We start from the raw sequence: 22669 nt of genomic DNA, 5'->3' as shown, positions 1-22669 counted from the left end.
CGTCTCGTCATCGCGCGTGGGTGGCCGATCACTGCAACCTGGAAGCCAACGATGGGCATCGAACTCAAGCCATATCCGTTCGTCGCCGCGCGTCATCCGGCGCACCTGCCGACCTGCCGCGACGGTGTCGATACGCAGCGGCACCGCGTCGCGATCGTCGGCGGCGGGCCGGTGGGCCTCGCCGTCGCACTCGGCCTCGCCAATCACGGCATCCGCAGCGTGCTGCTCGAAGCCGACGACTCGGTCTGTCACGGCAGCCGCGCGATCTGCATCTCGCGACGCAGCCTCGAGATCATCGAGCGGCTCGGCGCGCTCGACGACTTCCTGCGCGTCGGACTGCCGTGGAGCGGCGGGCGCAGTTTCCATCGTCGCGACGAAGTGCTGCATTTCACGATGCCGCAGGACGAGAACCAGAAGCTGCCGCCGATGGTGAACCTCGCGCAGTATCACATCGAACAGTTTCTGCTCGATGCCGCGCTGCGCCGCCCCGAGCTCATCGAGATCCGCTGGCAGGCGAAGGTCGCGGGCGTCACACGGCACCCGGACGGCGTGCGTGTCGACATCGACACGCCGCTCGGCGGCTACGCGCTCGATGCCGACTGGATCGTCGCGAGCGACGGCGGGCGCAGCACGATGCGCGATGCGCTCGGCCTGTCGCTTCAGGGCACAAGCTACGAAGGCCGCTACGTGATCGTCGACATCGCGCTCGACAGCGACCGGCCGACCGAACGGCTCGCGTATTTCGACCCGCCGTCGAACCCCGGCTCGACGGTGCTCGTCCACAAGCAGCCCGACAACGTGTGGCGCATCGACTACCAGCTGCGCGACGATGAGGATCCCGAATCGGCCGTGAAGCCCGAGAACGTGATCCCGCGCGTGCAGAACCTGCTGGACATGATGGGTGAACGCGGCGCGTGGTCGCCGATCTGGATCACGATCTACAAGGCGAACGCGCTGACGCTCGAACGCTACCGGCACGGCCGCGTGCTGTTCTGCGGCGACGCCGCCCACCTCGTGCCGATCTTCGGCGTGCGCGGCGCGAATTCGGGCATCGACGACGCCGACAATGTCGCGTGGAAACTGGCGTACGTGATTCGCGGTCTCGCGTCGGACGCACTGCTCGACAGCTATTCGGACGAGCGGGTGTTCGCGACGCACGAGAACCTGCGCTACGGCACCAAGAGCACCGAGTTCATGGCGCCGCCGTCGTTCGCATTCGACCTGATGCGCAAGGCCGTGCTGACACTGGCTGTGCGGCATCCGGCGTTGCGTTCGCTGATCAATCCGCGCCAGACGACGGCCATCGCCTACACGGCGTCGCCGCTCAACGCGGACGAGCGTGATGCGTTTGCGGCCGGGCCGGCGCCCGGCACGGTGCTCGCGGAATGTCCGCTGATGCTGCCGGCGTCCCGCGACATCGGCAATGCCGGTGGCGCACGCCGCGGCCATCTGACCGATCTCGTCGGCCCATGCTTCACGGCGTTGCGCTTCACGCGCGACGGTGCTCTCGATCCGTCGTTCACCGAACTCGAGCGGCGCCTGCACGACGCCCAAATACCGTTCGCGCTGATGACGCTCGCGCGGCACGCGGCACCGCAACATCCGGGATGCGGCGGCTACGATGCGGACGACCGGTTGTTCGAGCTGTACGGTGCGCGCGACGGCACCGTCTACCTCGTGCGTCCGGACGGACACGTGCTCGGCCGCTGGCACGACGCACGCCCCGCCGACCTGAGCGCAGCACTCGAGCGTGCGCTTCATCCGCGCACGTCGGCCGATCTTCAGGAGAACGCATGATGACCGACACCGAACGCGACATCCTCTACACCGACCTGTGCCGCGCGATGACTCGCATCGGCGAAACCGAGGCCCCGCTCTTCCTCGCCCGCTTCGCGCTGCTGGCAATCGAGACGATCGGCGATACGGCGACCGTCACCCGCCTGATTGCAGATGCCGGCGACGGCCTGCCCGATACGGGCGTACCGGCGCCATTGCACACGCCATGACGCAAGACACGCCGCCGGGCAGACATCGCCACTCCTTACGAATTCATTTCGCCGCGCATCGTTTGCGCACCCGTCGCGCCGTAGGCAGACGAATCCCCTGGAAAAACCCGTTAAGGGTGCATAACATTACTTAACGATTCCGACCCGTCTATCGCGTTACATTGCGTGGGCGGCGCGGCGGGTCGCATGCCGCCTTCCTGCAGCTTGCGGCGAAACAGCCGACGTCCGGTCATTTCGACTCAATACAAGGAGAGGATCACCATGACTCATGGCTTGATTATGTGGCTCATCATCGGCGCGATCGCCGGCTGGCTGGCAGGCCTGCTCGTCAAGGGCGGCGGGTTCGGCCTGATCGTCGACATCATCGTCGGTATCGTCGGCGCGGTGATCGGCGGCTGGCTGGCCACGATGCTCGGTATCGGCATCGGCAGCGGATTCATCGGCTCGGTGATCGTCGCTGTCATCGGCGCCGTGATCCTGCTGTTCGTGATCCGGCTATTCAGGCGCGCGGCCTGACGATCTTCTCGCGCGCCTTGGGGGGCGCGCGTTCGTTTTCGCATCGAAGCGGCGCGCGACATCCCGCGCGCCGCCTGCCGTTTCAGCGGCGCTTGCCGCGCTGCGACCAGCCGTCGAGCACGTCGGTCGTCAGCAATCCGCTGCGCGCTTCGCGTGCGCCATCGCGACCGATCCACACGGTACGCGGCATTTCTCCCCGCCATCCCGCATCGAGCGCCGCCCGCAGACGCTCGGGCATCGGCTCCGCGTTCGCATACTGCGCGACCTGCGGCGGCAGGTTCATTTGCGCGAGCGCCTGGGCGATCGCGGCGCCGTTGTCGTCATAAGCGTCCATCGCGACCATCGCGAGCTGCACGTCCGGATGCCGGCGCTGCCACGCGACGAGATGCGCGGCGTTCTCGCGGCAGTATCCGCAATCGAGCGACCAGATCTCGACCGCGAGCGGCCGTTCGTGCGCCGTCGCATACAACTTCGCGACCTCGGCCGCGCGCAGCGGCTGAAGCTCGCCGGCCCACGCCGGCAGGCTCGCGAGCACGGCGCCGATCAATACCATCAGCCGTTTCATTGCGCGCCCTCCACGGGAATCAGCCGGTAGCCGTCGTTACGCGTACGCCACGACAGGTAGATGCGCCCCGTGTCGTCGAGCAGTTGCGGATTGTCGCTCGCGCCCGACGTCGACGCGATCACGCGCGGCGCCGACCAGTGCTCGCCGCGATCGTCGGAGCGACGCAGCTTGATCTGCATCGTGTCGCCGTCGAACGCCTTCCATGCGAGCCAGACGACGTCGCCGTGCGCGACGAGCGCCGCATGCGATGCCTGCTCGGCCGGCACCGCCGGATTCGCGCCGAATGCCCACGGCGTGCCGCGCGGCTGGCCGTCGGCGCCGATGCGCGAGTAGAACACGTCGGCGCGGCCCTCGACGACGCCGAACCACGCGATATGACGCGTCCCATCGGGCGTGATCGCAAGTGCCGGCCCGTGCTCCGGGCAGGCCGCGACATGCCAGTTCGAGAACGTCGCGCGCACCGGCACGACGGGCTCCGACGCCGACACGGGCAGCACCGCGAGCGCATGATCGCGGATCTGTCCGGGGAATACGTTGCGCCACACGCCTTCGATGTGTCCGGCCGGATCGATCGCCATCGCGATGCGGCAGCATTCGCACGTATGGTCGGTCACCTTGCGCTCGGGCTCGAACGACGCGCCGCCGTCGCGCGACACCGCGTAGTACACGGCCGCGCCTTCGTACGCCTGCCCCGCCGCCTTCGCCGCGACGAGATCGCGCTTGTCGATCCACGCGATCGCGATGTTGCCGGCCGGATCGACGGCCATCATGTCGAAGCGGTGCGTGATCGCCTGCCGGTCGCGATGCACGGTGACGGGCACGCTCCAGGTCGCCCCGCCGTCGAGCGAGCGCGAGAAGCGCACCATGCCGGTGTACGGCGCATCGAGCGGCATCGACCACGACACGTACACCGCGCGGCCGTCGGGGCTCGTTGCGATCTTCGGTCGATTCTCCGCGCTCGTGTAGATCGGCTCGGGCATCGCGTTGACGGTCACGGGCGTGGACAGCGTGCGGCCCGCGTCGTCCGAATGCGCGACGACGACGTGCGCGCCTTCGACCCATGCGACCCACAGGCGGTGCCGCGCGTCGAACGCGGCGCCGGTCGCGAGCGGCTGCTTCTGTTGCGCCGGCGCGGCCTGCATGCTCATGTGCGCGGCATGCGGATCGGCAGCTTTCGGGGCGTCGTGCGCGCCGGCGGGCGACAGCGCCGCAAGCCACAGCGCGCAGCCTACCGCGAACGATTTCACAGTGACCATTTCAGTTCTCCAAAGAAAGTGCGACCCGGATACGGGTGGAACACGTAGTAGCGGCGGTCCGTCAGGTTGTCGATGCCGACCGATGCGGTCCAGTGACGGTCGAACCGGTAGCGCGCCTTCAGGTCGACGACCGTGAAACTGCTCGTGCCGCCGTACACGTCCGGATTCACGTCGCTGTTGTCCAGCGTGTTGAACTGGCGACCGGAGTACCGGACGCCGACGCTCGCGAGCCAGTGCTCGTCGAAGCGGTACGACGCGAGCAGGTTCGCGCGCATGCGCGGGATGCGCGGAAAGCGCGAGCCGACGTACGCGGGATTCGCGGTGTCGGCCAAGATCTGCGCATTGCTGGCCGACACATTCGCGTCGATGTCGAGCCCGCGCAGCCCGACGTTGCGGCCGCTGAATCCGAGTTCGACGCCGCGCACGCGCACGCGATCGACGTTCGAGATGTTGGTGACGGTCGACGCGCCCGACACCGTCGTCTGGCTGTAGATCGAATCGCGCAGGTCGCTCTGGAACACGCTCGCGCGCACGACGCCGACGCCCACGTCGCGCTCGGCCGTGAAGTCCCAGTCGATCGCCTTTTCCGGCCGCAGGCCCGGGTTGTTGTTGACGATCGCGTTGTTCGAGATCGTGCCCTGGAACAGCTCGCCGACCGTCGGGAAGCGCGTGCCCGTCGCGAACGACACCCGGAAGCGCCACACGTCCGTCGCGTCCCACTGCAGCGCGACTTTCGGCGACAGCGCATTCGCGCCGCGGTCCGCGTAACCGACCGTGCCGCCCGCGTTGCCGAGCGCGCCGCCGTATGCATCCCAGCGCTCGTAGCGCAGGCCGAGGGTCGCGAGCCAACCGGGCGCGAAACGCCACGCGTCCTGCGCGAACAGCGCCTGCGTGCGCGTATCGCCCTGGTAGACGCTCGCGAGCGAGGTGGTCGGCCCGGCCAGCCAGTCGGCCGTGTTGTACGTGACGTTGCGCAGGAAATAGTTGTCGTAGTGATAGCCGAACGTGAACGTGTGGCCCTTCACTTCCGGCGCCTCGGCCTTCAGGTCGAGCGTGCGCCAGCCCGTGCCGTCGCCCTGGAACAGCGTGCCCGCCCCGCCCTGCGCGGTCGATGCCGCGCGCAGCACGTCGCGCGACACGTCGTAGGCGGACACCACGCCCGACAGCCGCCAGCCCGAATCGAGCCGGCCGTTCAGGCCGAGCGCGTACAGCCAGTTCTCCTGGTCGCCGCGCTGCGGCGCGAACGCGCTCGGCGCGACGGTCATGTTCCGGCCGCCGATCGATACGTTGCCGCCGTAGACGGGATTGCCGGCCGCGTCGCGCAGGAAGGTTTCGCCGTGCTGCCGGTAATGGTTCTCCCAGTGCCCGAGCGTGAGCGTCGCGTCGACGTGGTCCGTAAACGCATAGCCCATGCGGACCGTCTCGTTGAGCTGCTCGGTCCGCTCGATGTTCTGCGCGCCGACGATCGTGCGCGGCTTGCCGTTGGGTCCGATGTCGGTGGCCGCGCCTGTGACGGGCACCGCGGCGCCGAGCTTCGGGTTGTACGCGGAATTGGGGCTTGCATACTGCATCGGCTGACCGTCGTTCTCCAGCCGGTCGAGCGACAGCGAGAACCAGAATTTGCCGATCCGGTTCGCGATCCGCGCGGTCTGGTGGTTGCCGCCGAAGCTGTCCGCCAGCCCGTAGCCGTCGTGATAGCGCTGCGTGAAGAACTGCGTCGACAGCGACGCCTCGAGTTTGTCGGGCCGCCGCGTGGTCAGCAGCACGGTCGAGCCGATCGCGTTGCCGGGGTACAGCGCGGAAAAGGGGCCATACAGCACGTCGACGCGCTCGACATCGTCGGGCGCGATCAGCGACCAGCGCGGCGGGTACGCATAGCTCGAGCCGAGCAGGTTCGACAGCAGCAGGCCATCGGCATACACGAGCCCGCGCGCACTCTGCAGTTCGTTGAAGTCGCGGCCGGCGAACACGCTGTTGCGGTCGCCGATGTAGCGCTTGCGAACCATCAGGTTCGGCGCGTACTTCAGCGCGTCCTCGGTCGTGACGTTGGTGTGCGCATCGATCTGCTCGCGCGTGATCGACTCGACGACGGCCGGCGTATCCGGATCGACGGGTTGCCGCCGGGCGGTGACGCTGACCTCGGTCAGCGTGTCGCCCGGCGGCGCGGGCACGACCGCGGCAACCGGTGCGGCACGGCCGGCCGGGTTGCCCGCGCCGCCGGGCACCGGCTCGGCGGATGCGCGATCGATCGCAGCCGCCTGTGCGGCAGGCCACGCAAAAGCGGCCGCGCACGCGAGCGCGAGCCGACCGCGCGACGGCCGCGCGGCGAAGGTGAACGACATGGATGAATTCCTGAAAACGTGACCGGGAGCCGCCGGACGCGCGCCGACGCGCCGCGCGCCTACGGCGCGGCGCGCGGACCGGGCCGCGGGCGGCACGCGCGCCACCGGGGCGCGCGAACGATGTCAATCAGATCGGGACGTTTTCAGGCGGACCGCGCGGCTGCGCGAGGCGGATGCCCTTGCGGGGAAAATCGGGAACGGCCGGGGCGGCCGCCCGGTACGCGAACGCGCGTACGAAACCCGGCAACGCGGGCAGGCTCGCGCCGAGCGCGACGTTCGCCGCGAAGCCGGGACAGTACACGCAGTGCGGCACGCCGGCATGGTCGAACGACGCTGCGCCGAGATCGTCGCCGGACTGCGCGAGGATGACCTGGCGAGCGCCTGCCGCGCTGCACAGCTCGAGCGTGAGTTCGCCGGAACCGCTCGACGCGACGCGCGCGTAGCCGATAACGGGCGACAGTACGTTCAGTACTAGCGCCAGCCATACGAGGCCGATCCATCGCGTCGTCCGTTTCATCGCGGTCCAGGAAAAAGTGCGCGCAAGTATAGCAAGCACCCGCCGGTTGCCGATTGAGCCGGATGCAATAGTCGGCATCGCACGGCGCGCCGCAGCGCATGTGCCGTTAATACAACAGAGACAAAATCTAACGATTCGCCGCTGGCACAAATCCAAGCGCGAGGTTGATAATTATTGGACCTGCTGGAGAAACGACCATGGACGAAAGACCAACTCGCACGCCCCCGCCCGAGCAAGTGATGAGCCCGGATCCGGAACCCGTCGGCGTGGAATTCCTCGCCGAATTGCCCGATCACGTCCGGGCATTCTTCGACGAGCAGCACAAGCTGTACTCGCCGAAGTGAACCTGCGTCCGGTTCTGTAACCGCCGCGTGTCGATCGAGACCATGCGGTTCATCGCTGCGTTTTCGGCGCAGATCGCTTCGCACCCGGGCTGCAACGGCCTGACGGTGCCGGGTCAGCGCTTCCGCTGATTCTTCTGTCGCGTCGTTTCGCCGCGCGACTGTCTTCGTCTATCCTTCTGGTTTTCCACCTCCGGCCCGCCCGGCTCTCCGGATCGTTCCGATGAAACAAGCCATTCGTGCCAGCGTCGCTGTCGCCGCGCTCGGCGTCGCCCTTCTTTCGTCACCGCCCGTCGCGTTCGCCGACGGCGACGACACCGCGCTCACCAACCTCGTCGCGCTCGCGTCGCAGCGGATCGCGCTTGCCGAACCCGTCGCACGCTGGAAATGGGCGAACCACAAGGCGATCGAGGACCAGCCGCGCGAAGCCGCACTGCTCGCATCGGTGGAGAAGCGCGCCGCACAGTCGGGCGTGGATCCGGCGTTCGCCCGGACGTTCTTCGAGGATCAGATCGCCGCGAGCAAGGACGTGCAGAACGCGCTCTTTGCCACCTGGCGCGCGACGCGGCCGCCCGAAGGCACGCCGCCCGACCTCGCGACCAGCACGCGGCCGGCGCTCGACCAGCTCACGCAAAAGATGCTGGCCGGCCTCGGACGAATCGCGCCGCTGCGCGACGCGCCCGATTGCCAGGCGCGGCTTGCCCGCAGCATCGCGAACTGGAAGACGCTCACCCGCTACGACGCGAGCCGCTCGCAGGCGCTCGACACCGCGCTGTCGCACGTGTGCTCGGCCGGCGGCGCCAGCGCGATCGGCTGACGACGCGCGGCCACCGCGCGCGGCGGCACGCGGCGCTCAGTCGGCTGGCGTGAGCGCCGCGAGCGGAATCAGTTGCAGGCCGCGCGCGAGATGAGTCTGCAGCAGGCGATGGGTATGGGGTTCGTACGCACCGTCCAGGCCGTCGGCCGCGAGCCGCATGGCCGCGTCGAGTGATTCGGCCGCCCCGAGATAGCGCCACCCGTCGATCACGTGAAACAGGCGGCGCTCGTCGCCGGCTTCGAATGCGACCGCGCCGTCGAACGGCCAGCCCGCGTTGCCCGCACGGGCTTTGTCGGCCGCGGGACGCCGGTTGTGCGACGGACGCAGGCGGGCGATCCACTGCGCTTCGGCGAGCATCGCGCCCAGCTCGTTGCCGGTTTCCCGCCATTCGACCCGCCGCACCTGCTGCGCGAGCCGCATCTCCTTCGACGAGCGCCGCTCGCCGGTCAGCAACGCGCGCAAGCGCTGCCGCACCCGCACACTGCGCCCGACGTAAAGGGCTTCGTCGCCCTCCCCGAATAGCGCGTACACGCCGCATCCGGCGGGCGCGGTATCAAGCCACGCTTCGGTCATGCCGCCCGCGAGACGGAAATGGCGCGTCGTACGCGCAATCTGGTCGCGCAGACGCTCGAGCGGCACGATCTCGTGCAACTGCCGCCAGAACTGCCAAAGGAGATCGGCATCCGCGAGCGCCCGGTGGCGGGCCGCGGGGACGAGGCCATGCCGCTCGATCAAAGCGTCGAGTCCGTGGCGCGCCTCGCGCGGAAACAGCGCGCGCGACAGCCGCACCGTACACAGCACGTCCGGATTGAACGCGATGCCGGCACGTTCGAATTCGGCGCGGAGGAAGCCGCGGTCGAAGCTCGCGTTGTGCGCGACGAACAGCTTGCCGTCGAGCCGCTCGAACAGCGTGGGCGCGAGCGACGCGAACGACGGCGCGTCGCGCACCATGTCGTCCGAAATGCCGGTCAGTTGCTGGATGAACGGCGGAATCGACTGTCCCGGGTTGACCAGCGTCGTCCACGTCGACACACCGAGCGGGCCGATTTCGACCACGCCGATTTCGGTGATGCGGTGCTCGGCGGACGAGCCGCCGGTGGTTTCAAGGTCGACGAAGACGAGCGGCTGCTCGCAGGCGGGATCGGACGGACAGGAATCGGACATGAAAAATGCAGGGAAACGGTGCTTTCGTGAGTATGCACCGGCATGCACGTTCAGGACCAGTCCGAACCGGAAACGATTCGCCGGCGGCCGGTTTTCATGCCCCAAAAAAACAAAAAGCCCCCGCGATGCGGGGGCCGGACGTGATCGGCAGTGCGTGGCGCGTCAGACCGCCTGGATATTCGCTGCCTGCTTGCCTTTCGGCCCGAGTTTCACCTCAAAGGAAACGCGCTGGTTTTCCTTCAGCGTTTTGAAGCCGTCCATCCGGATTTCGGAAAAGTGCGCAAACAAATCTTCGCCGCCATTGTCTGACGTAATAAAGCCGAAACCTTTAGCATCGTTAAACCATTTTACGATACCGGTATCCATACTTTCTTCCCCACTCGTTTAGATCAAAAAAGCTACTGATATAGCCGCCTCCCGAAATCCCGCAACGGCGCGCCGATACCCACCCCCAGCGCTCCGCCCGGGGACGGAGTGCTCACTTTATAAATTGGACAATCCGGGTGCGTCAAGAAAATTTTTGAGGCGTTCTTTATCAAAAAGACGTCAATACCACTGGAATCGGTACACCATCCTCTTTTATTAATTGATTTGCATCAAAAACCTGTCAATATTACCGGGATCTGATCCCCAATAATCAATACAGTGAAAAACCTACCGAGAAAAAACGGGTCGGTAAAATCCTCGGGTTTTTTCGGGTTGCGAAAAGCGGGGGACGTTGCGATGCTGGTGCCAAGCAATGGAAGGAGAAGGGTCATGTGGCTGGATGGAATCAAGCGCTTCGCGAGCCGGCTCGCACGCGCACGCCGCAAGTCCCGCGCGCTGGCCGAGCCTCGTGAAGCGCCGTGCGATACCGAGTTCGATCCGAACTGGCACGGCGATCATTGGCAGAACCTGCTGGCGTCGCCGCTGGACGCTCGTCACTACGTGATGGAAGACTGGACTTATACGCCGCCGCAGGGCGAAGCCGAGGATCCGCCGCCGGCTGCCAAGCGCAAGCGACGCTCGTACATGCAGTAAGGCCAGCAGGGATCGGGAAGACCGGGCAAAAAAAAGCGCGACTGGGAAGTCGCGCCGACAAAGGTTTGGAGATCTTTTCCGTCAACGAAAAAGTCTGCTTCGGAAAGCAGAGATCGCAGTATAGCGAGAGAACATCCTTTCATTATCCATGCTCCACACAAACCTCTATTGCCGATGTGTCAATAATCGCGCTAGGCCTACCCTCGTCTGCCACTGAAGGCCTGTCGCGACCGCGCAACGCCTGGTACGCAGTCCTGAGTAGTATTTCCGCCCGCTGCGCCGCAGCAAGGTCTTGCTGGACGCGGCTCTCCGCGCATGCACCCATTTTTGCGCGATTCAAAATACAGTATTGCAGGAAGCGGTTTTCCTCCGCAGCGAGGCCGCTCCGTACACTGCAAATGGTTTTCCGACGAGGGTGCCGCGCCCACGCGCACGGCGTCGCCGACCGGTGACGCCGCCGATGCCCACAGCAGGTTCGATCGACATCATCCTGTTTGGAGACAGATCATGAAAAAGACCCTGATCGTCGCCGCATTGGCGGGCGTGGCTGCCAGCGCCGCCCATGCGCAAAGCAGCGTCACGTTGTACGGCCTGATCGATGCAGGCATCACCTACACGAACAACCAGCACGGTCACAGCGCGTGGCAGGAAACGAGCGGCTCGATCAACGGCAGTCGCTGGGGCCTGCGCGGCACCGAGGATCTCGGCGGCGGCCTGAAGGCGATCTTCACGCTGGAAAACGGCTTCGGCATCAACAACGGCTCACTGAAGCAGAACGGCCGCGAGTTCGGTCGACAGGCGTTCGTCGGGCTCGCGCACAACAGCTTCGGCTCGCTCACGCTCGGCCGCCAGTACGACAGCGTCGTCGACTACCTCGGCCCGCTGTCGCTAACCGGCACCCAGTACGGCGGCACGCAGTTCGCGCATCCGTTCGACAACGACAACCTGAACAACTCGTTCCGGATCAACAACTCGGTCAAGTACCAGAGCGCGAACTACGGCGGCCTGAAGTTCGGCGGGCTGTACGGCTTTTCGAATTCCACCGGTTTCGCGAACAATCGCGCGTACAGCGTCGGCGCGTCGTACAGCTACATGGGTTTCAACGTCGCGGCCGCGTACCTGCAGCTCAACAACAACATCAACGCGCTGGCGCTCGCGGCGAGCGACCCCGGCGCGGTGGCCGGCGACTGGACCTTCGCGGCCAGCCGGCAGCGCACCTGGGGCGCAGGCCTGAACTACACGTTCGGTCCCGCGACGGCCGGCTTCGTGTTCACGCAGACGCGCCTGACCAATTCGGCCGGGATCAGCGCCGGGCAGTCCGGCGTGTCGACCGGCATCCCGCTCACCGGCGGCACACGCTTCAACAATTACGAGGTGAATGGCCGTTACGCGCTGACGCCGGCGTTCTCGCTCGCCGGCTCGTACACGTACACCGACAGCCGTCTCGACGGCCAGACGCCGAGCTGGCATCAGTTCAACCTGCAGGCCGACTATGCGTTGTCGAAGCGCACGGACCTGTACCTGCAGAGCGAATATCAGCGGGTCAATACCAATGGGCTGGCGATCGGCGCGAACATCAACGGACTCGGCGCCGCGTCGTCGACGAACAAGCAGATCGCCGTCACGGCCGGCATGCGCCACCGCTTCTGAGCGATACGATCGGCGTAGGCCGTGCGGCCAAGACCGTCATGACGAAGCGCCCCACCCGGGGCGCTTGTTCGTTTCAGCGCGGCGTTTCGCGGATGCGTCGCTTCACGCGTTGCCCGGTGCCGGATAGCGAACGTCGAGCACGTCGATCGGCTGCGGACCGGCCGGGGTCATCAGCGTGACGGTATCGCCGATCTTCGCCTTGATGAGCGCCCGCGCGACCGGCGAGATCCAGCTGACGCAACCGTGATCGAGATCGACCTCGTCGATCCCGACGATCGTGATGGTGTGGTCCTCGCCGTCCGGCGTCGCGTAGTCGACGGTCGCGCCGAAGAACACCTGGTCGACGTTCTCCTGCCGGCTCGCATCGACGACTTCGGCGAGATCGAGCCGCTTCGTCAGGAAGCGAATCCGGCGGTCGATCTCGCGCAACCGCCGCTTGCCGTAGATGTAGTCGCCGTTCTCCGAGCGGTCGCCGTTCGACGCGGCCCACGACACGAGGCGCACGACCTCGGGACGCTCGACGTCGATCAGGTTCAGGAGTTCGTCCCTGAGCCGCTTGTGGCCGGCCGGCGTGATGTAGTTCTTGGTGCCCGCCGGGATCGCGGGCTGACTCGGGTCGAGATCGTCGTCGTCACCGTCCGACTCTTTGACAAACGCCTTGTTCATGATGCGGATTCAAAACCTGGATGATCGATGCTTCAAGGGTACACGAACGCGGCCGCGCAAGATCGTGCGACATATTTTGCGAAGAAGGCTTCCCTTTTTATACGACTCTGCTATACTTCCGCTTCTGCGTGCGGCTGTAGCTCAGTTGGATAGAGTACTTGGCTACGAACCAAGGGGTCGTGGGTTCGAATCCTGCCAGCCGCGCCACCTTTTCGAGGGCCTTCCGAACCGAAGGCCCTTTCAGTTCAAAGTAGTAGTATTTTGTTTTTGCGTGCGGCTGTAGCTCAGTTGGATAGAGTACTTGGCTACGAACCAAGGGGTCGTGGGTTCGAATCCTGCCAGCCGCGCCACCTTTTTGGGGGCCTTCCCATCGCAGAAGGTTCCGACAGTTGAAGTAGTACCGCTTTGCGTGCGGCTGTAGCTCAGTTGGATAGAGTACTTGGCTACGAACCAAGGGGTCGTGGGTTCGAATCCTGCCAGCCGCGCCATCTTAGAAGGGCCTTCCTCCGGGAAGGCCCTTTTTCTTTGCCCCCCTCCCCTCTCGGCTTCTTCCCGGCGATCGCCGCTCCCTCTCGACACTTGAGCCGGGCCACCACCGCACCACGCCACGCCACCTCGCCCGCGTCACCAATGAAAACGGCGGCCCGTGGCCGCCGTCATATCCTGCTCAGGCAACGCGTCGCGTCAGTAATCCTGCCGTTCGCGCTCGATGCGCATGCCGCCGTCGTGACGCGCATGCACGCTGTCGTCGGTCGAGCGCTCGCGCATGATCCGCATCACGTCCGGATTGGTCCGCACGCGCCGCATCACGTTCGCCAGGTGCACGCGATCGCTGACCTGGATCACGAAGCGCAGCACCGTCGATTCGTGCGTCAGATCCTCGTCCATGGCGATATGGACGATGTTCGCGTCGGCCGACGTGATGTCCGCCGCCACGCGCGCGAAGATGCCCTTCGTGTTCTTCACGAGCGCCTTCACTGCCACGTCGAACAGGCGGCCCGGCTGCGGTGCCCACTCGACGTCGATCCAGCGGCCCGGATCGCGGCGATGGATGCGCTGCGCGACACGGCAATCGGTCGTATGAATCGCCATCCCGAGGCCGATGCCGATATAGCCCATGATCGCATCGCCCGGGATCGGCCGGCAGCATGCCGACAGCTGCACGGACATCCCTTCGGTGCCGGTAATGACGACCGGCGGCGCATTGTGCGCGGGATGCCGCTCGGACTTCGGCAGATCGTCGTCCGCATCGCGGCCGCTCGTCAGCACCTCGATGCGCTTGGCCATCACCGCGGCGACGCGGCGGCCGAGGCCGATGTCCGCGAAGATTTCCTGGCGGCTCTTGTTGCCCGTCCACTGCACGAGCTTCTCCCACACTTCCGGCGCCACGTCGGCCAGCGCAAGCCCGTAACCCTTCAGGCTTTGATCGACGAGCCGCTCGCCGAGCTGCACCGACTCGTTCAGGCGCATCGTCTTCAGATAGTGACGAATCGCCGAGCGCGCCTTGCCGGTGCGCACGAAACCGAGCCACGCGGGGTTCGGCTTCGAATACGGCGCGGTGATCACCTCGACGATGTCGCCGCTCTTCAGCTCGGTACGCAGCGGCAGCAGCTCGTTGTTGATCTTCACGGCCACGCACTGGTTGCCGAGATCGCTGTGGATCGAATACGCGAAATCGAGCGCCGTCGCGCCGCGCGGCAGCGCCATGATCTTCGACTTCGGCGTGAACACGTAGACCGCATCCGGGAACAGGTCGATCTTCACGTGCTCGAGGAATTCGCTCGAATCACCGGCTTCGCTCTGAATGTCGAGCAGCGACTTCAGCCACTGGTGCGCGCGCTTCTGCACGTCGTTCAGATCGGCGCCACCGTTCTTGTACAGCCAGTGCGCGGCCACGCCAGCCTCGGCGATCTCGTGCATCTTGCGCGTGCGCACCTGGAACTCGATCGGCGCGCCGAACGGGCCGACGAGCGTCGTGTGCAGCGACTGATAGCCGTTGATCTTCGGGATCGCGATGTAGTCCTTGAACTTGCCGGGCACGGGCTTGTACAGCGCGTGCAGCGCGCCGATGCACGTGTAGCAGTCGAGCGGGCTATCGACGACGACGCGAAAGCCGTACACGTCGAGCACCTGCGAGAACGACAGCTGCTTGTCGCGCATCTTGCGGTAGATGCTGTAGATCGTCTTTTCGCGGCCGGTGATCTCGGCGTCGATCTTCGCGTCGGTCATCGCGCGCTGCGCGGACTCGAGGATCTTGCTGATCACTTCGCGGCGGTTGCCGCGCGCGGCCTTCACGGCCTTCTCGAGCGTCGCGTAGCGATGCGGGTTGAAATTCGCGAAGCTCATGTCCTGCAGCTCGCGATACGTGTTGTTCAACCCGAGGCGGTGCGCGATCGGCGCATAGATGTCGAGCGTCTCGCGGGCGACGCGGCGGCGCTTTTCCATCGGCACCGCGCCGAGCGTGCGCATGTTGTGCAGACGGTCGGCGAGCTTGACGAGGATGACGCGCACGTCGCGTGCCATCGCGAGCAGCATCTTGCGGAAGTTTTCCGCCTGCGCTTCCTCGCGGCTGCGGAACTCCATCTTGTCGAGCTTCGACAGGCCGTCGACCAGTTCGGCGACCTTCGGGCCGAAACGTTCGGCCAGCTCGCTCTTGGTCACGCCCTGGTCTTCCATCACGTCGTGCAGCAGCGCGGCCATCACGGCTTGCGCGTCGAGCTTCCAGCCGGCGCAGATTTCCGCGACGGCGACAGGATGGGTGATGTAGGGTTCGCCGCTCTGGCGATATTGACCGAGGTGGGCTTCGTCGCTGAAGTGGAACGCCGCCTTGACCTCTTTGATTTCGTCCGGAGGGAGATACTCGGCAAGCGCGGCCGTCAGTTTCGCGATCGAAACGACGCCGTGCTTGCGCGGCTGCTCCGGCGTGGCGGTCGGCCCGAACAGATGCCGGAAGGACTGTTCGAGGACCGCGTCGATGTACTGGCGCGCAGGCGACCGGGCCGTGGCTTCGGTGGTCGAATCCGCGGAGGCGGACGATGGGGTGGTGCTCATATTCGCCTCCAGGTCGAGTCGTTGCGCGCGTGGATTACATGGCTGGAACGGGCCGGATGCGCGTTACACCGGCACCTTCTTCAACATCTCGACGCCGACGAGACCGGAAGCGATCTCGCGCAGCGCGACGACGGTCGGCTTGTCGCGGCTTTCGATCTTCGGCGTATGGCCTTGCGCGAGCTGCCGCGCGCGGTAGGTGGCGGCGAGCGCCAGTTCGAAGCGGTTGGGGATTTGCTTCAGGCAGTCTTCGACAGTAATGCGAGCCATGTTGGTAATTCCTTCTGAATATAGTCCTTATTCTACCTTATGTCCCTCTACCCTCGCGTCATTCCGCGTGGGGCAGATGGATGCCGAGCTCGATGAACAGCTCCGTGTGTCGCGCGTACTGCGAAGCAAAGCGCAGGCGCGTTGCCGTGACGATGCATTCGAGCTCGGCCAGCGCACGATCGAAATTCTCGTTGATCACGACGTATTCCGCCTCGGATGCGTGCGCCATCTCGCTGCCCGCGGCGAGCAGGCGTCGCGTGATCACGTTCGGCTCGTCCTGCCCGCGCTTCTTCAGGCGCTCCTCGAGCGCATCGAGCGACGGCGGCAGAATGAAGATGCCGACCGCGTTGCGGAACTGCTTCTTCACCTGCTGCGCGCCCTGCCAGTCGATCTCGAGCAGCACGTCGTGGCCGTTCATCATCTGCTCTTCGATCCAGACGCGCGACGTGCCGTAGTAGTTGCCGTGCACTTCCGCGCTCTCGAGGAATTCGTGCGCGGCGTGGCGCGCGCGGAAATCCTCGACGGTCGTGAAGTGGTAGTGCTGGCCGTCCTGCTCGCCCGGGCGCGGCTTGCGGGTCGTGTACGAAATCGACAGACAGATGTCGCTGTCCTTCGACAGCAGCGCGTTCACGAGCGTCGACTTGCCGGCGCCCGACGGTGCGATGACCATGAACAGGTTGCCGGGATAGACGCCGCCGTGCAGCGCATGCGACGCGTGGCCGTCGCGGGTGAATTCGGTCATGTCAGCCTCCGCCGTGCCGCCCCGATAACACTCGCCGCCCCGTCGAGGGACAGCAAACGTAGTGACGGTTGTTTCATCTCTTTACTCCAGGTTTTGCACTTGCTCGCGCATCTGCTCGATCAACAGCTTGAGCGCCATCGATGCGTCGGCCAGTTCCTTCGCCGCCGCCTTCGAGCCGAGCGTGTTTGCTTCGCGATTCAGTTCCTGCATCATGAAGTCGAGACGCTTGCCGACGCGGCCGCCCTTCTCGATCACGTGACGCGTTTCGTTCAGGTGCGCGGTAAGTCGCGACAGCTCTTCCGCGATGTCGATCCGGATGCCGTACATCGTCACTTCCTGACGAATGCGTTCCGCGGCTTCCTCGCGCGTGACGATCGCTGCGCTGCCTTCGGGTGCCGCGAGGCCGAGCGCTTCCTGCAGCCGCTCGACGATCTTCTGCTGATGCTTCGCGATCAGCTCCGGCACCAGCGGCGTGATGCGCGCGACGATCGCTTCCATTTCGGTGACGTTCGACAGCAGCATCGTCGCCAGCTGCGCGCCTTCGCGCGAACGCACGACGACGAGCTCGCCGATCGCTTCCTTGCCGCACGCGAGCACGGCCTCGCGGATCGCATCCGCCGACACGCCGCTCTCGGCGAGCACGCCGGGCCAGCGCAGGATCTCGCCCGCGCGCAGGCGGCCGACACCCGGGAACGCGTCGAGCACCGAGCGTTCGAGCTCGGCGAGCTGGCCGAGCGCCGACTGGTTCAGCGCGCCCGCGCCGATGCTCTGCTCGCCGCGCTGCAGGTTGATGCGCACGTCGACCTTGCCGCGCGACAGCTTGTTCATCAGCATTTCGCGCAGCGCGGATTCGCACGCGCGCACGTCGTCCGGCATGCGGAAATTCAGGTCGAGGAAGCGCGAGTTCACGGTGCGCAGTTCGACCGACACGCTGGTGCCGCCGTTGCCGGTGGCCGTCGCCAGTTCGCGCGTCGCGCTCGCATAGCCCGTCATGCTGTAGATCATGGTTCGTCTCGCCGTCTGGGTGCCCTTGCGGGCGGGAATAAGTCGAGGCGCCCGGCGCATTGCAAGGCGCGGGGCGGGAAGCGCGCATTATCCCATTTTTGCACCCTACCCCGCCGGGCAACGCTGCCGTTCGGCGCTAAAATCGGGGTTTCCTCTCCCGTCCACGATTCCCCCATGACGTCTTCCCTGTCCCGCCCGAGCGGCCGTCGCGCCGACGAACTGCGCAAGGTCGCCCTCACGCGCCACTACACGAAACACGCCGAAGGCTCGGTCCTGGTCGAATTCGGCGACACCAAGGTGATCTGCACCGCGAGCGTCGCCGAACGCGTGCCCGAATTCCTGCGCGATCGCGGCCAGGGCTGGCTGACGGCCGAATACGGGATGCTGCCGCGTGCGACGCACACGCGCAGCGACCGTGAAGCCGCACGCGGCAAGCAGACCGGCCGTACGCAGGAAATTCAGCGCCTGATCGGCCGCGCGCTGCGCGCGGTGTTCGATCTCGAGGCGCTGGGCCCGCGCACGATCCACATCGACTGCGACGTGATCCAGGCCGACGGCGGCACGCGCACGGCGAGCATCACCGGTGCGTTCGTCGCCGCGCACGACGCCGTGTCGAAGCTGATCGCGGCCGGCAAGCTCGCACGCTCGCCGATCACCGATCATGTCGCCGCGATCTCGGTCGGCGTGTACGAAGGCGTGCCGTTGCTCGACCTCGACTACGCGGAAGACTCGCGCTGCGACACCGACATGAACGTCGTGATGACGGGCGCCGGCGGCTTCGTCGAAGTCCAGGGCACCGCCGAAGGCGTACCGTTCTCGCGCGCCGAGATGAATGCGCTGCTCGACCTCGCGCAAAGCGGGATCGGCCAGCTCGTGCAGTTGCAGAAGGACGTGCTGGGCGCCGGCAATGTCTGACGATCGCACCCTCGCGCCGTTCTCGCGCATCGTGCTCGCGTCGAACAACGCCGGCAAGCTGCGCGAATTCACCGCGCTGTTCTCCACGGTCGGCATCGAGATCGTGCCGCAGGGCGAGCTGGCCGTGCCCGAGGCGGAAGAGCCGTTCGGCACGTTCATCGAGAATGCGCTGACGAAAGCGCGGCATGCGTCGCGGCTCACCGGCCTGCCGGCGATCGCCGACGATTCCGGTCTGTGCGTGCGCGCGCTGCGCGGCGCACCGGGCGTCTATTCGGCGCGCTACGCGCAGCGCGCGGGTCGCGCCCCGGGCGACGCGGCGAACAATGCGTACCTCGTCGAGCAGCTGCGCGGCGTCGACGACCGGCGCGCATACTATTGCTGCGTGCTCGCGCTGGTGCGCCACGCGGACGATCCCGAACCGCTGTTCGCCGAAGGTCGCTGGACAGGCGAGATCGTCGACACGCCGCGCGGTGAGCACGGATTCGGCTACGACCCGTATTTCTACCTGCCGTCGCTCGGCGCGACGGCGGCCGAACTCGAGCCGGCCGTGAAGAACACGCACAGCCATCGCGCGCTCGCGCTGAAGGCGCTGCTCGCGCGGCTCGCAGAGGAACCCGCATGATCGTCTTCGTCACGCATTCGCAGCGGGAGGCCGCATGAGCCAGGCGGCGGAAACCGGCGCGCGCGTCGTCGCGACGTTCACGTCGCCCGGGCAGGTGCGGCTCACGTCGCTGCCGCCGCTCGCGCTGTACGTGCATTTTCCGTGGTGCGTGCGCAAGTGCCCGTACTGCGATTTCAACTCGCACGAGTGGAAAGGCGAGCGCTTTCCGGAAACCGAATACCTCGACGCGCTGCGTGCCGATCTCGAGCAGGCGCTGCCGCTCGTCTGGGGCCGGCAGGTGCATACGGTGTTCATCGGCGGCGGCACGCCGAGCCTGCTGTCCGCGGGCGGGCTCGACCGGCTGCTGTCCGACGTGCGCGCGCTGCTGCCGCTCGATGCGGACGCCGAGATCACGCTCGAGGCGAACCCGGGCACGTTCGAGGCCGCGAAGTTCGCGCAGTTTCGCGCGAGCGGCGTGAACCGCCTGTCGGTCGGCATCCAGAGCTTCAACGAAGGCCATCTGAAAGCGCTCGGCCGCATTCACGACACCGCGCAGGCGCGCGCGGCCGTCGAGATCGCCGCGAAGACGTTCGACAACTTCAACCTCGACCTGATGTTCGCGCTGCCGAACCAGACGCTCGACGAATGCCGGACCGACATCGAGACCGCGCTGTCGTTCGCGCCGCCGCATCTGTCGCTGTATCACCTGACGCTCGAGCCGAACACGATGTTCGCGAAGTTTCCGCCCGCGGTGCCCGACGACGACGCATCGGCCGACATGCAGGAATGGATTCACGAACGCACGGCCGAGGCCGGTTACGGACGCTACGAAGTGTCCGCGTACGCGAAGCCGAATCATCAGTGCAAGCACAACCTGAACTACTGGCGCTTCGGCGACTATCTCGGGATCGGCGCGGGCGCGCACACGAAGCTGTCGTTCCCGAACCGGATCCTGCGGCAGGCGCGCTACAAGCATCCGGCGACCTTCATCGAACAGGCGATGGCCGGCACGCCGGTGCAGGAAGAACGTGAAGTCGGCCCGCGCGACCTGCCGTTCGAGTTCATGCTGAACACGCTGCGGCTCGTCGAGGGTTTCCCCGTGCACAGCTTCGTCGAACGCACCGGCCTGCCGATCAGCACCATCGAGCCGGCACTCAAGGAAGCGGAGCGGCGCGGGCTGATCACGCGCGATTTCGCGCAGATCGCGCCGACGCCGCTCGGCCAGCGCTTCCTCAACGACCTGCAGGAATTGTTCCTGCGCGACGACTGAAGCGGAACGACGCGGCATTTCGGTTACAATGCCGCCTCGTGTGGAAGCGTGGCCGAGCGGTTTAAGGCACCGGTCTTGAAAACCGGCGACGGGAAACTGTCCGTGAGTTCGAATCTCACCGCTTCCGCCAAGCGTTCGCCAAACCCCGTCCATTCTTCGAATGACGGGGTTTTTGTTTGTGCGCCGCGCGAAGCACGCCGCGCGCGGCGCACGCCCCGCCGGCCGACGCGTGCCGCCGGATGCCGTTACAATCCGGCGCTCCGATTCGCGAAACGGGAAACCCACGTCATGAAGCCCTTCATCGCCTCGTCGCTCGTCGCCCTGCTGGCCACCGTCGGCACGCACGCGGCGGCCGCCGATTCCGCCTCCGGCGCCGACGCGCAAACGCCGTCGTGCGCGATCGCATACGTGAAGGGCGTCGGCGGCTCGCCGCGCGGCCTGCGCGAATATCTCGCGAGCCCGACGCCGTACAACTACCTGAAGGAAAACGAGCTCCAGTGCAAGGTGTCGGATGACGGGCGCGCGTCGAACTGCACCGGCGTGACGTATATCCGCAACGAGCAGGTCAGCGTGTACGACGATTCCGACCCAACGACGCTGACGGTCGTCGCGCCGGTGGAACTCGATCATGGTCAGAAGTATCCGGTGATCCTCGTCGTGCAGCGCAAGGACGCGCGCTGCGCGCGGTAACGCGCGAGCCGGCACGCTCGACGTCGCCGCCGGCCATGCGCGCAGGCCTCACGGGCCGCGCCGCCATCGCCTAGAATTCGATCAGCACGGCGACACGACCGCCGCCGCGACTCGAGGCCGCCCGCGCCACCCGTGCGAGCGGCACACGGAGACCGCCATGACCGAACTGTCGACAGCGACGGATCACGTCGATTACGAAGGCTTCGAGATCCACGTCGTGCCGGGCCTCGCCCCCGGCAGCGACTCGCGTTACACCTACACCGGCTATGTCTGCCATCCTGGCGCGAATCCCGCGCTGCCCGATCACGCGGTGCCGTTCCACGCGGACGGCGAGGAAAGCTACGCGAGCGTCGACGAAGCGGTTCAGGAAGCCGTGCACATCGGCAAGAGCATCATCGACGGCACGCATCCGGACCTGTCCGTTCTGTCGCTCGTGACGCACGGCTACTGAGCGGGGCCGCCGCCGCATTCATCGCTGCCGCCGCGCGCGACGCGCGGGCACGCGCAACGCACGCGCCGCAGCGTCACATGTCACGTCACATCGCGGCATGCGGCGGGCCGCCGCGCGCCGTCATCCGCGAATCGCTACGTCGCGGCGCGCGCCTTATGCGTTTCTCCCGATATCAGGTCGTGCACGGGCGTCTATCATTTTTTTATCGTCACCCTCCGGCGCTTCCCCATGCCGGCACCTCCCATGTGCTCTCTTCCCCGCCCTCGCGTCGACCGGCCGCGCGTTGTCGCGCTGGTCGCCGCCATGATGCTTGCCGCCTGTACGATCACGCCACCGCCGTCGGTGCACTCGGTCGTGACCATCCCGTCGATCACGCGCAGCGGGAATCTCGCGCAGTACCGCGTGGAAGTCGCGCGGTGCGTCGCCGAGCACAATCCGTCCGCCGTGTCGCGCGGGCCGCAGGCGATGCTGCGCTCGCTCGTCGTCGTCTCGTTCACCGTCGATCGCGGCGGCCGCCTCGTCAACGCATCCGTCTATCGCAGCAACGGCGACAGTGAAGCGGAAGCGCTCGCGCTCGCGTCGCTGCGCCGCTCGGCGCCGCTGCCGGTGCCGCCGTCGAAACTGCTGGACGGCAACGGCCGGATCGAGATGATGGAAGGCTGGCTGTTCAACGACGACGGCCGCTTCCAGTTGCAGAGCACCGCATCGGCGCAGGCGCAAACGCTCGACTGAGCCCGCGCCCCGCCGTGATTGCCGCTCCTTGATTGCCGCTATGTCGCGGCGCTGGCTATAATTTTCCGCAATCGCGCGGCCATCC

The 22669-nt window shown here is 66.3% G+C and carries 24 protein-coding genes and 4 tRNA genes; 17 read left to right on the top strand and 11 right to left on the bottom strand.

The window, feature by feature from the left end; all coding sequences use genetic code 11:
* Positions 1-51: 51 nt before the first annotated feature.
* The 3 genes from BAMB_RS04455 to BAMB_RS04445 all read left to right on the top strand — a co-directional run bounded on the left by BAMB_RS04455 (position 52) and on the right by BAMB_RS04445 (position 2522).
* A complete protein-coding gene (locus tag BAMB_RS04455; protein ID WP_011656236.1) occupies positions 52-1797 on the top strand; it encodes an FAD-dependent oxidoreductase in 1746 nt (581 codons plus the stop codon).
* Positions 1794-2006 (top strand): hypothetical protein, encoded by a 213-nt coding sequence (locus BAMB_RS04450; protein WP_011656235.1) that lies wholly within the window; start codon positions 1794-1796, stop codon positions 2004-2006. The genes BAMB_RS04455 and BAMB_RS04450 overlap by 4 nt, the downstream gene beginning before the upstream one ends.
* Before the next feature lie 261 nt (positions 2007-2267).
* Positions 2268-2522: a GlsB/YeaQ/YmgE family stress response membrane protein gene (locus BAMB_RS04445; protein ID WP_011656234.1), complete on the top strand. Its 255-nt coding sequence runs from the start codon at positions 2268-2270 to the stop codon at positions 2520-2522.
* An 82-nt stretch (positions 2523-2604) separates the two neighbouring features.
* Here BAMB_RS04445 and BAMB_RS04440 read toward each other — a convergent pair whose 3' ends face one another.
* From BAMB_RS04440 to BAMB_RS04425, 4 genes are all read right to left on the bottom strand, one after another.
* Entirely contained in the window at positions 2605-3087 is a 483-nt protein-coding gene (locus BAMB_RS04440; protein WP_011656233.1) for a TlpA disulfide reductase family protein, read from the bottom strand.
* Entirely contained in the window at positions 3084-4343 is a 1260-nt protein-coding gene (locus tag BAMB_RS04435) for a sialidase family protein (protein WP_011656232.1), read from the bottom strand. The genes BAMB_RS04440 and BAMB_RS04435 overlap by 4 nt, the downstream gene beginning before the upstream one ends.
* Positions 4331-6685, bottom strand: a complete 2355-nt coding sequence (locus tag BAMB_RS04430) for a TonB-dependent receptor (RefSeq protein ID WP_011656231.1) — start codon at positions 6683-6685, stop codon at positions 4331-4333. Before BAMB_RS04430 ends, BAMB_RS04435 begins: the two co-directional genes overlap by 13 nt.
* A 127-nt stretch (positions 6686-6812) precedes the next feature.
* Entirely contained in the window at positions 6813-7202 is a 390-nt protein-coding gene (locus tag BAMB_RS04425) for a DUF2946 domain-containing protein (RefSeq protein ID WP_041491109.1), read from the bottom strand.
* 197 nt (positions 7203-7399) lie between these two features.
* Between BAMB_RS04425 and BAMB_RS35155 the strand changes: the two genes are divergently transcribed.
* Together BAMB_RS35155 and BAMB_RS04415 are read left to right on the top strand one after the other, a co-directional pair.
* Positions 7400-7546, top strand: coding sequence for a hypothetical protein (locus BAMB_RS35155; RefSeq protein WP_011656229.1), 147 nt, complete (start codon positions 7400-7402; stop codon positions 7544-7546).
* A 220-nt stretch (positions 7547-7766) separates the two neighbouring features.
* The gene (locus BAMB_RS04415; RefSeq protein ID WP_011656228.1) at positions 7767-8360 is read left to right on the top strand and encodes a chorismate mutase; all 594 of its coding nucleotides are present in this window, start codon (positions 7767-7769) and stop codon (positions 8358-8360) included.
* Between the two features lie 36 nt (positions 8361-8396).
* On the opposite strand, the gene BAMB_RS04410 is transcribed toward BAMB_RS04415, so the two are convergent.
* Both BAMB_RS04410 and BAMB_RS04405 read right to left on the bottom strand, forming a co-directional pair.
* A complete protein-coding gene (locus BAMB_RS04410) occupies positions 8397-9524 on the bottom strand; it encodes an exonuclease domain-containing protein (protein ID WP_011656227.1) in 1128 nt (375 codons plus the stop codon).
* A 162-nt stretch (positions 9525-9686) separates the two neighbouring features.
* Positions 9687-9890 (bottom strand): cold-shock protein, encoded by a 204-nt coding sequence (locus BAMB_RS04405; RefSeq protein ID WP_006750857.1) that lies wholly within the window; start codon positions 9888-9890, stop codon positions 9687-9689.
* Positions 9891-10280: 390 nt separating this feature from the next.
* Between BAMB_RS04405 and BAMB_RS04400 the strand changes: the two genes are divergently transcribed.
* Positions 10281-10544, top strand: a complete 264-nt coding sequence (locus BAMB_RS04400) for a hypothetical protein (RefSeq protein WP_011656226.1) — start codon at positions 10281-10283, stop codon at positions 10542-10544.
* 507 nt (positions 10545-11051) lie between these two features.
* Complete coding sequence (locus BAMB_RS04395) at positions 11052-12194, top strand: porin (protein WP_011656225.1); 1143 nt, start codon at positions 11052-11054, stop codon at positions 12192-12194.
* A gap of 102 nt (positions 12195-12296) precedes the next feature.
* On the opposite strand, the gene greB is transcribed toward BAMB_RS04395, so the two are convergent.
* The gene (gene greB / locus BAMB_RS04390) at positions 12297-12860 is read right to left on the bottom strand and encodes a transcription elongation factor GreB (protein ID WP_006750853.1); all 564 of its coding nucleotides are present in this window, start codon (positions 12858-12860) and stop codon (positions 12297-12299) included.
* Between the two features lie 130 nt (positions 12861-12990).
* Here greB and BAMB_RS04385 point away from each other — a divergent pair.
* The 3 genes from BAMB_RS04385 (at position 12991) to BAMB_RS04375 (ending at position 13348) form a co-directional block, all read left to right on the top strand.
* Positions 12991-13067, top strand: a tRNA-Arg gene (locus tag BAMB_RS04385).
* A gap of 66 nt (positions 13068-13133) precedes the next feature.
* A tRNA-Arg gene (locus BAMB_RS04380) sits at positions 13134-13210 on the top strand.
* A 61-nt stretch (positions 13211-13271) separates the two neighbouring features.
* Positions 13272-13348, top strand: a tRNA-Arg gene (locus BAMB_RS04375).
* A gap of 196 nt (positions 13349-13544) precedes the next feature.
* On the opposite strand, the gene BAMB_RS04370 is transcribed toward BAMB_RS04375, so the two are convergent.
* The 4 genes from BAMB_RS04370 to BAMB_RS04355 all read right to left on the bottom strand — a co-directional run bounded on the left by BAMB_RS04370 (position 13545) and on the right by BAMB_RS04355 (position 17925).
* Positions 13545-15911 (bottom strand): RelA/SpoT family protein, encoded by a 2367-nt coding sequence (locus BAMB_RS04370; protein ID WP_011656224.1) that lies wholly within the window; start codon positions 15909-15911, stop codon positions 13545-13547.
* Between the two features lie 63 nt (positions 15912-15974).
* Positions 15975-16178, bottom strand: coding sequence for a DNA-directed RNA polymerase subunit omega (gene rpoZ, locus BAMB_RS04365; RefSeq protein ID WP_006750851.1), 204 nt, complete (start codon positions 16176-16178; stop codon positions 15975-15977).
* Between the two features lie 58 nt (positions 16179-16236).
* On the bottom strand, positions 16237-16920 hold the full coding sequence (gmk, locus tag BAMB_RS04360; protein ID WP_006750850.1) for a guanylate kinase: 684 nt from the start codon (positions 16918-16920) through the stop codon (positions 16237-16239).
* Positions 16921-17001: 81 nt separating this feature from the next.
* Positions 17002-17925, bottom strand: a complete 924-nt coding sequence (locus tag BAMB_RS04355) for a YicC/YloC family endoribonuclease (RefSeq protein ID WP_011656223.1) — start codon at positions 17923-17925, stop codon at positions 17002-17004.
* Between the two features lie 174 nt (positions 17926-18099).
* Here BAMB_RS04355 and rph point away from each other — a divergent pair, with 174 nt between their 5' ends.
* From rph to BAMB_RS04320, 7 genes are all read left to right on the top strand, one after another.
* Positions 18100-18840 carry a ribonuclease PH gene (gene rph / locus BAMB_RS04350; RefSeq protein ID WP_011656222.1) on the top strand — a complete coding sequence of 247 codons (741 nt, stop codon included), beginning with the start codon at positions 18100-18102 and terminating at the stop codon, positions 18838-18840.
* Positions 18833-19462 carry an RdgB/HAM1 family non-canonical purine NTP pyrophosphatase gene (gene rdgB, locus BAMB_RS04345; RefSeq protein WP_011656221.1) on the top strand — a complete coding sequence of 210 codons (630 nt, stop codon included), beginning with the start codon at positions 18833-18835 and terminating at the stop codon, positions 19460-19462. Before rph ends, rdgB begins: the two co-directional genes overlap by 8 nt.
* A gap of 34 nt (positions 19463-19496) precedes the next feature.
* Positions 19497-20711, top strand: a complete 1215-nt coding sequence (gene hemW, locus BAMB_RS04340) for a radical SAM family heme chaperone HemW (protein WP_011656220.1) — start codon at positions 19497-19499, stop codon at positions 20709-20711.
* 42 nt (positions 20712-20753) lie between these two features.
* Positions 20754-20841: transfer RNA gene (locus BAMB_RS04335), tRNA-Ser, on the top strand.
* Positions 20842-20999: 158 nt separating this feature from the next.
* A complete protein-coding gene (locus BAMB_RS04330; RefSeq protein ID WP_011656219.1) occupies positions 21000-21401 on the top strand; it encodes a hypothetical protein in 402 nt (133 codons plus the stop codon).
* Between the two features lie 157 nt (positions 21402-21558).
* Complete coding sequence (locus BAMB_RS04325) at positions 21559-21852, top strand: hypothetical protein (protein ID WP_011656218.1); 294 nt, start codon at positions 21559-21561, stop codon at positions 21850-21852.
* Positions 21853-22095: 243 nt separating this feature from the next.
* Complete coding sequence (locus BAMB_RS04320) at positions 22096-22584, top strand: TonB family protein (protein ID WP_041491108.1); 489 nt, start codon at positions 22096-22098, stop codon at positions 22582-22584.
* Positions 22585-22669: the final 85 nt, after the last annotated feature.

This window comes from Burkholderia ambifaria AMMD (assembly GCF_000203915.1).
GTDB classification, from domain to species: Bacteria; Pseudomonadota; Gammaproteobacteria; order Burkholderiales; family Burkholderiaceae; genus Burkholderia; species Burkholderia ambifaria.
The sequence above is the reverse complement of the archived record's forward strand: the minus strand, read 5'-3'. Positions and strand labels throughout refer to the sequence as shown.

Excerpts from the sequence above, each read along its gene's own strand:
- BAMB_RS04455 (WP_011656236.1), top strand. The coding sequence starts at position 52 with ATGGGCATCGAACTCAAGCCATATCCGTTCGTCGCCGCGCGTCATCCG.
- BAMB_RS04450 (WP_011656235.1), top strand. The coding sequence starts at position 1,794 with ATGATGACCGACACCGAACGCGACATCCTCTACACCGACCTGTGCCGC.
- BAMB_RS04445 (WP_011656234.1), top strand. The coding sequence starts at position 2,268 with ATGACTCATGGCTTGATTATGTGGCTCATCATCGGCGCGATCGCCGGC.
- BAMB_RS04440 (WP_011656233.1), bottom strand. The coding sequence starts at position 3,087 with ATGAAACGGCTGATGGTATTGATCGGCGCCGTGCTCGCGAGCCTGCCG.
- BAMB_RS04435 (WP_011656232.1), bottom strand. The coding sequence starts at position 4,343 with ATGGTCACTGTGAAATCGTTCGCGGTAGGCTGCGCGCTGTGGCTTGCG.
- BAMB_RS04430 (WP_011656231.1), bottom strand. The coding sequence starts at position 6,685 with ATGTCGTTCACCTTCGCCGCGCGGCCGTCGCGCGGTCGGCTCGCGCTC.
- BAMB_RS04425 (WP_041491109.1), bottom strand. The coding sequence starts at position 7,202 with ATGAAACGGACGACGCGATGGATCGGCCTCGTATGGCTGGCGCTAGTA.
- BAMB_RS35155 (WP_011656229.1), top strand. The coding sequence starts at position 7,400 with ATGGACGAAAGACCAACTCGCACGCCCCCGCCCGAGCAAGTGATGAGC.
- BAMB_RS04415 (WP_011656228.1), top strand. The coding sequence starts at position 7,767 with ATGAAACAAGCCATTCGTGCCAGCGTCGCTGTCGCCGCGCTCGGCGTC.
- BAMB_RS04410 (WP_011656227.1), bottom strand. The coding sequence starts at position 9,524 with ATGTCCGATTCCTGTCCGTCCGATCCCGCCTGCGAGCAGCCGCTCGTC.
- BAMB_RS04405 (WP_006750857.1), bottom strand. The coding sequence starts at position 9,890 with ATGGATACCGGTATCGTAAAATGGTTTAACGATGCTAAAGGTTTCGGC.
- BAMB_RS04400 (WP_011656226.1), top strand. The coding sequence starts at position 10,281 with ATGTGGCTGGATGGAATCAAGCGCTTCGCGAGCCGGCTCGCACGCGCA.
- BAMB_RS04395 (WP_011656225.1), top strand. The coding sequence starts at position 11,052 with ATGAAAAAGACCCTGATCGTCGCCGCATTGGCGGGCGTGGCTGCCAGC.
- greB (WP_006750853.1), bottom strand. The coding sequence starts at position 12,860 with ATGAACAAGGCGTTTGTCAAAGAGTCGGACGGTGACGACGACGATCTC.
- BAMB_RS04370 (WP_011656224.1), bottom strand. The coding sequence starts at position 15,911 with ATGAGCACCACCCCATCGTCCGCCTCCGCGGATTCGACCACCGAAGCC.
- rpoZ (WP_006750851.1), bottom strand. The coding sequence starts at position 16,178 with ATGGCTCGCATTACTGTCGAAGACTGCCTGAAGCAAATCCCCAACCGC.
- gmk (WP_006750850.1), bottom strand. The coding sequence starts at position 16,920 with ATGACCGAATTCACCCGCGACGGCCACGCGTCGCATGCGCTGCACGGC.
- BAMB_RS04355 (WP_011656223.1), bottom strand. The coding sequence starts at position 17,925 with ATGATCTACAGCATGACGGGCTATGCGAGCGCGACGCGCGAACTGGCG.
- rph (WP_011656222.1), top strand. The coding sequence starts at position 18,100 with ATGACGTCTTCCCTGTCCCGCCCGAGCGGCCGTCGCGCCGACGAACTG.
- rdgB (WP_011656221.1), top strand. The coding sequence starts at position 18,833 with ATGTCTGACGATCGCACCCTCGCGCCGTTCTCGCGCATCGTGCTCGCG.
- hemW (WP_011656220.1), top strand. The coding sequence starts at position 19,497 with ATGAGCCAGGCGGCGGAAACCGGCGCGCGCGTCGTCGCGACGTTCACG.
- BAMB_RS04330 (WP_011656219.1), top strand. The coding sequence starts at position 21,000 with ATGAAGCCCTTCATCGCCTCGTCGCTCGTCGCCCTGCTGGCCACCGTC.
- BAMB_RS04325 (WP_011656218.1), top strand. The coding sequence starts at position 21,559 with ATGACCGAACTGTCGACAGCGACGGATCACGTCGATTACGAAGGCTTC.
- BAMB_RS04320 (WP_041491108.1), top strand. The coding sequence starts at position 22,096 with ATGTGCTCTCTTCCCCGCCCTCGCGTCGACCGGCCGCGCGTTGTCGCG.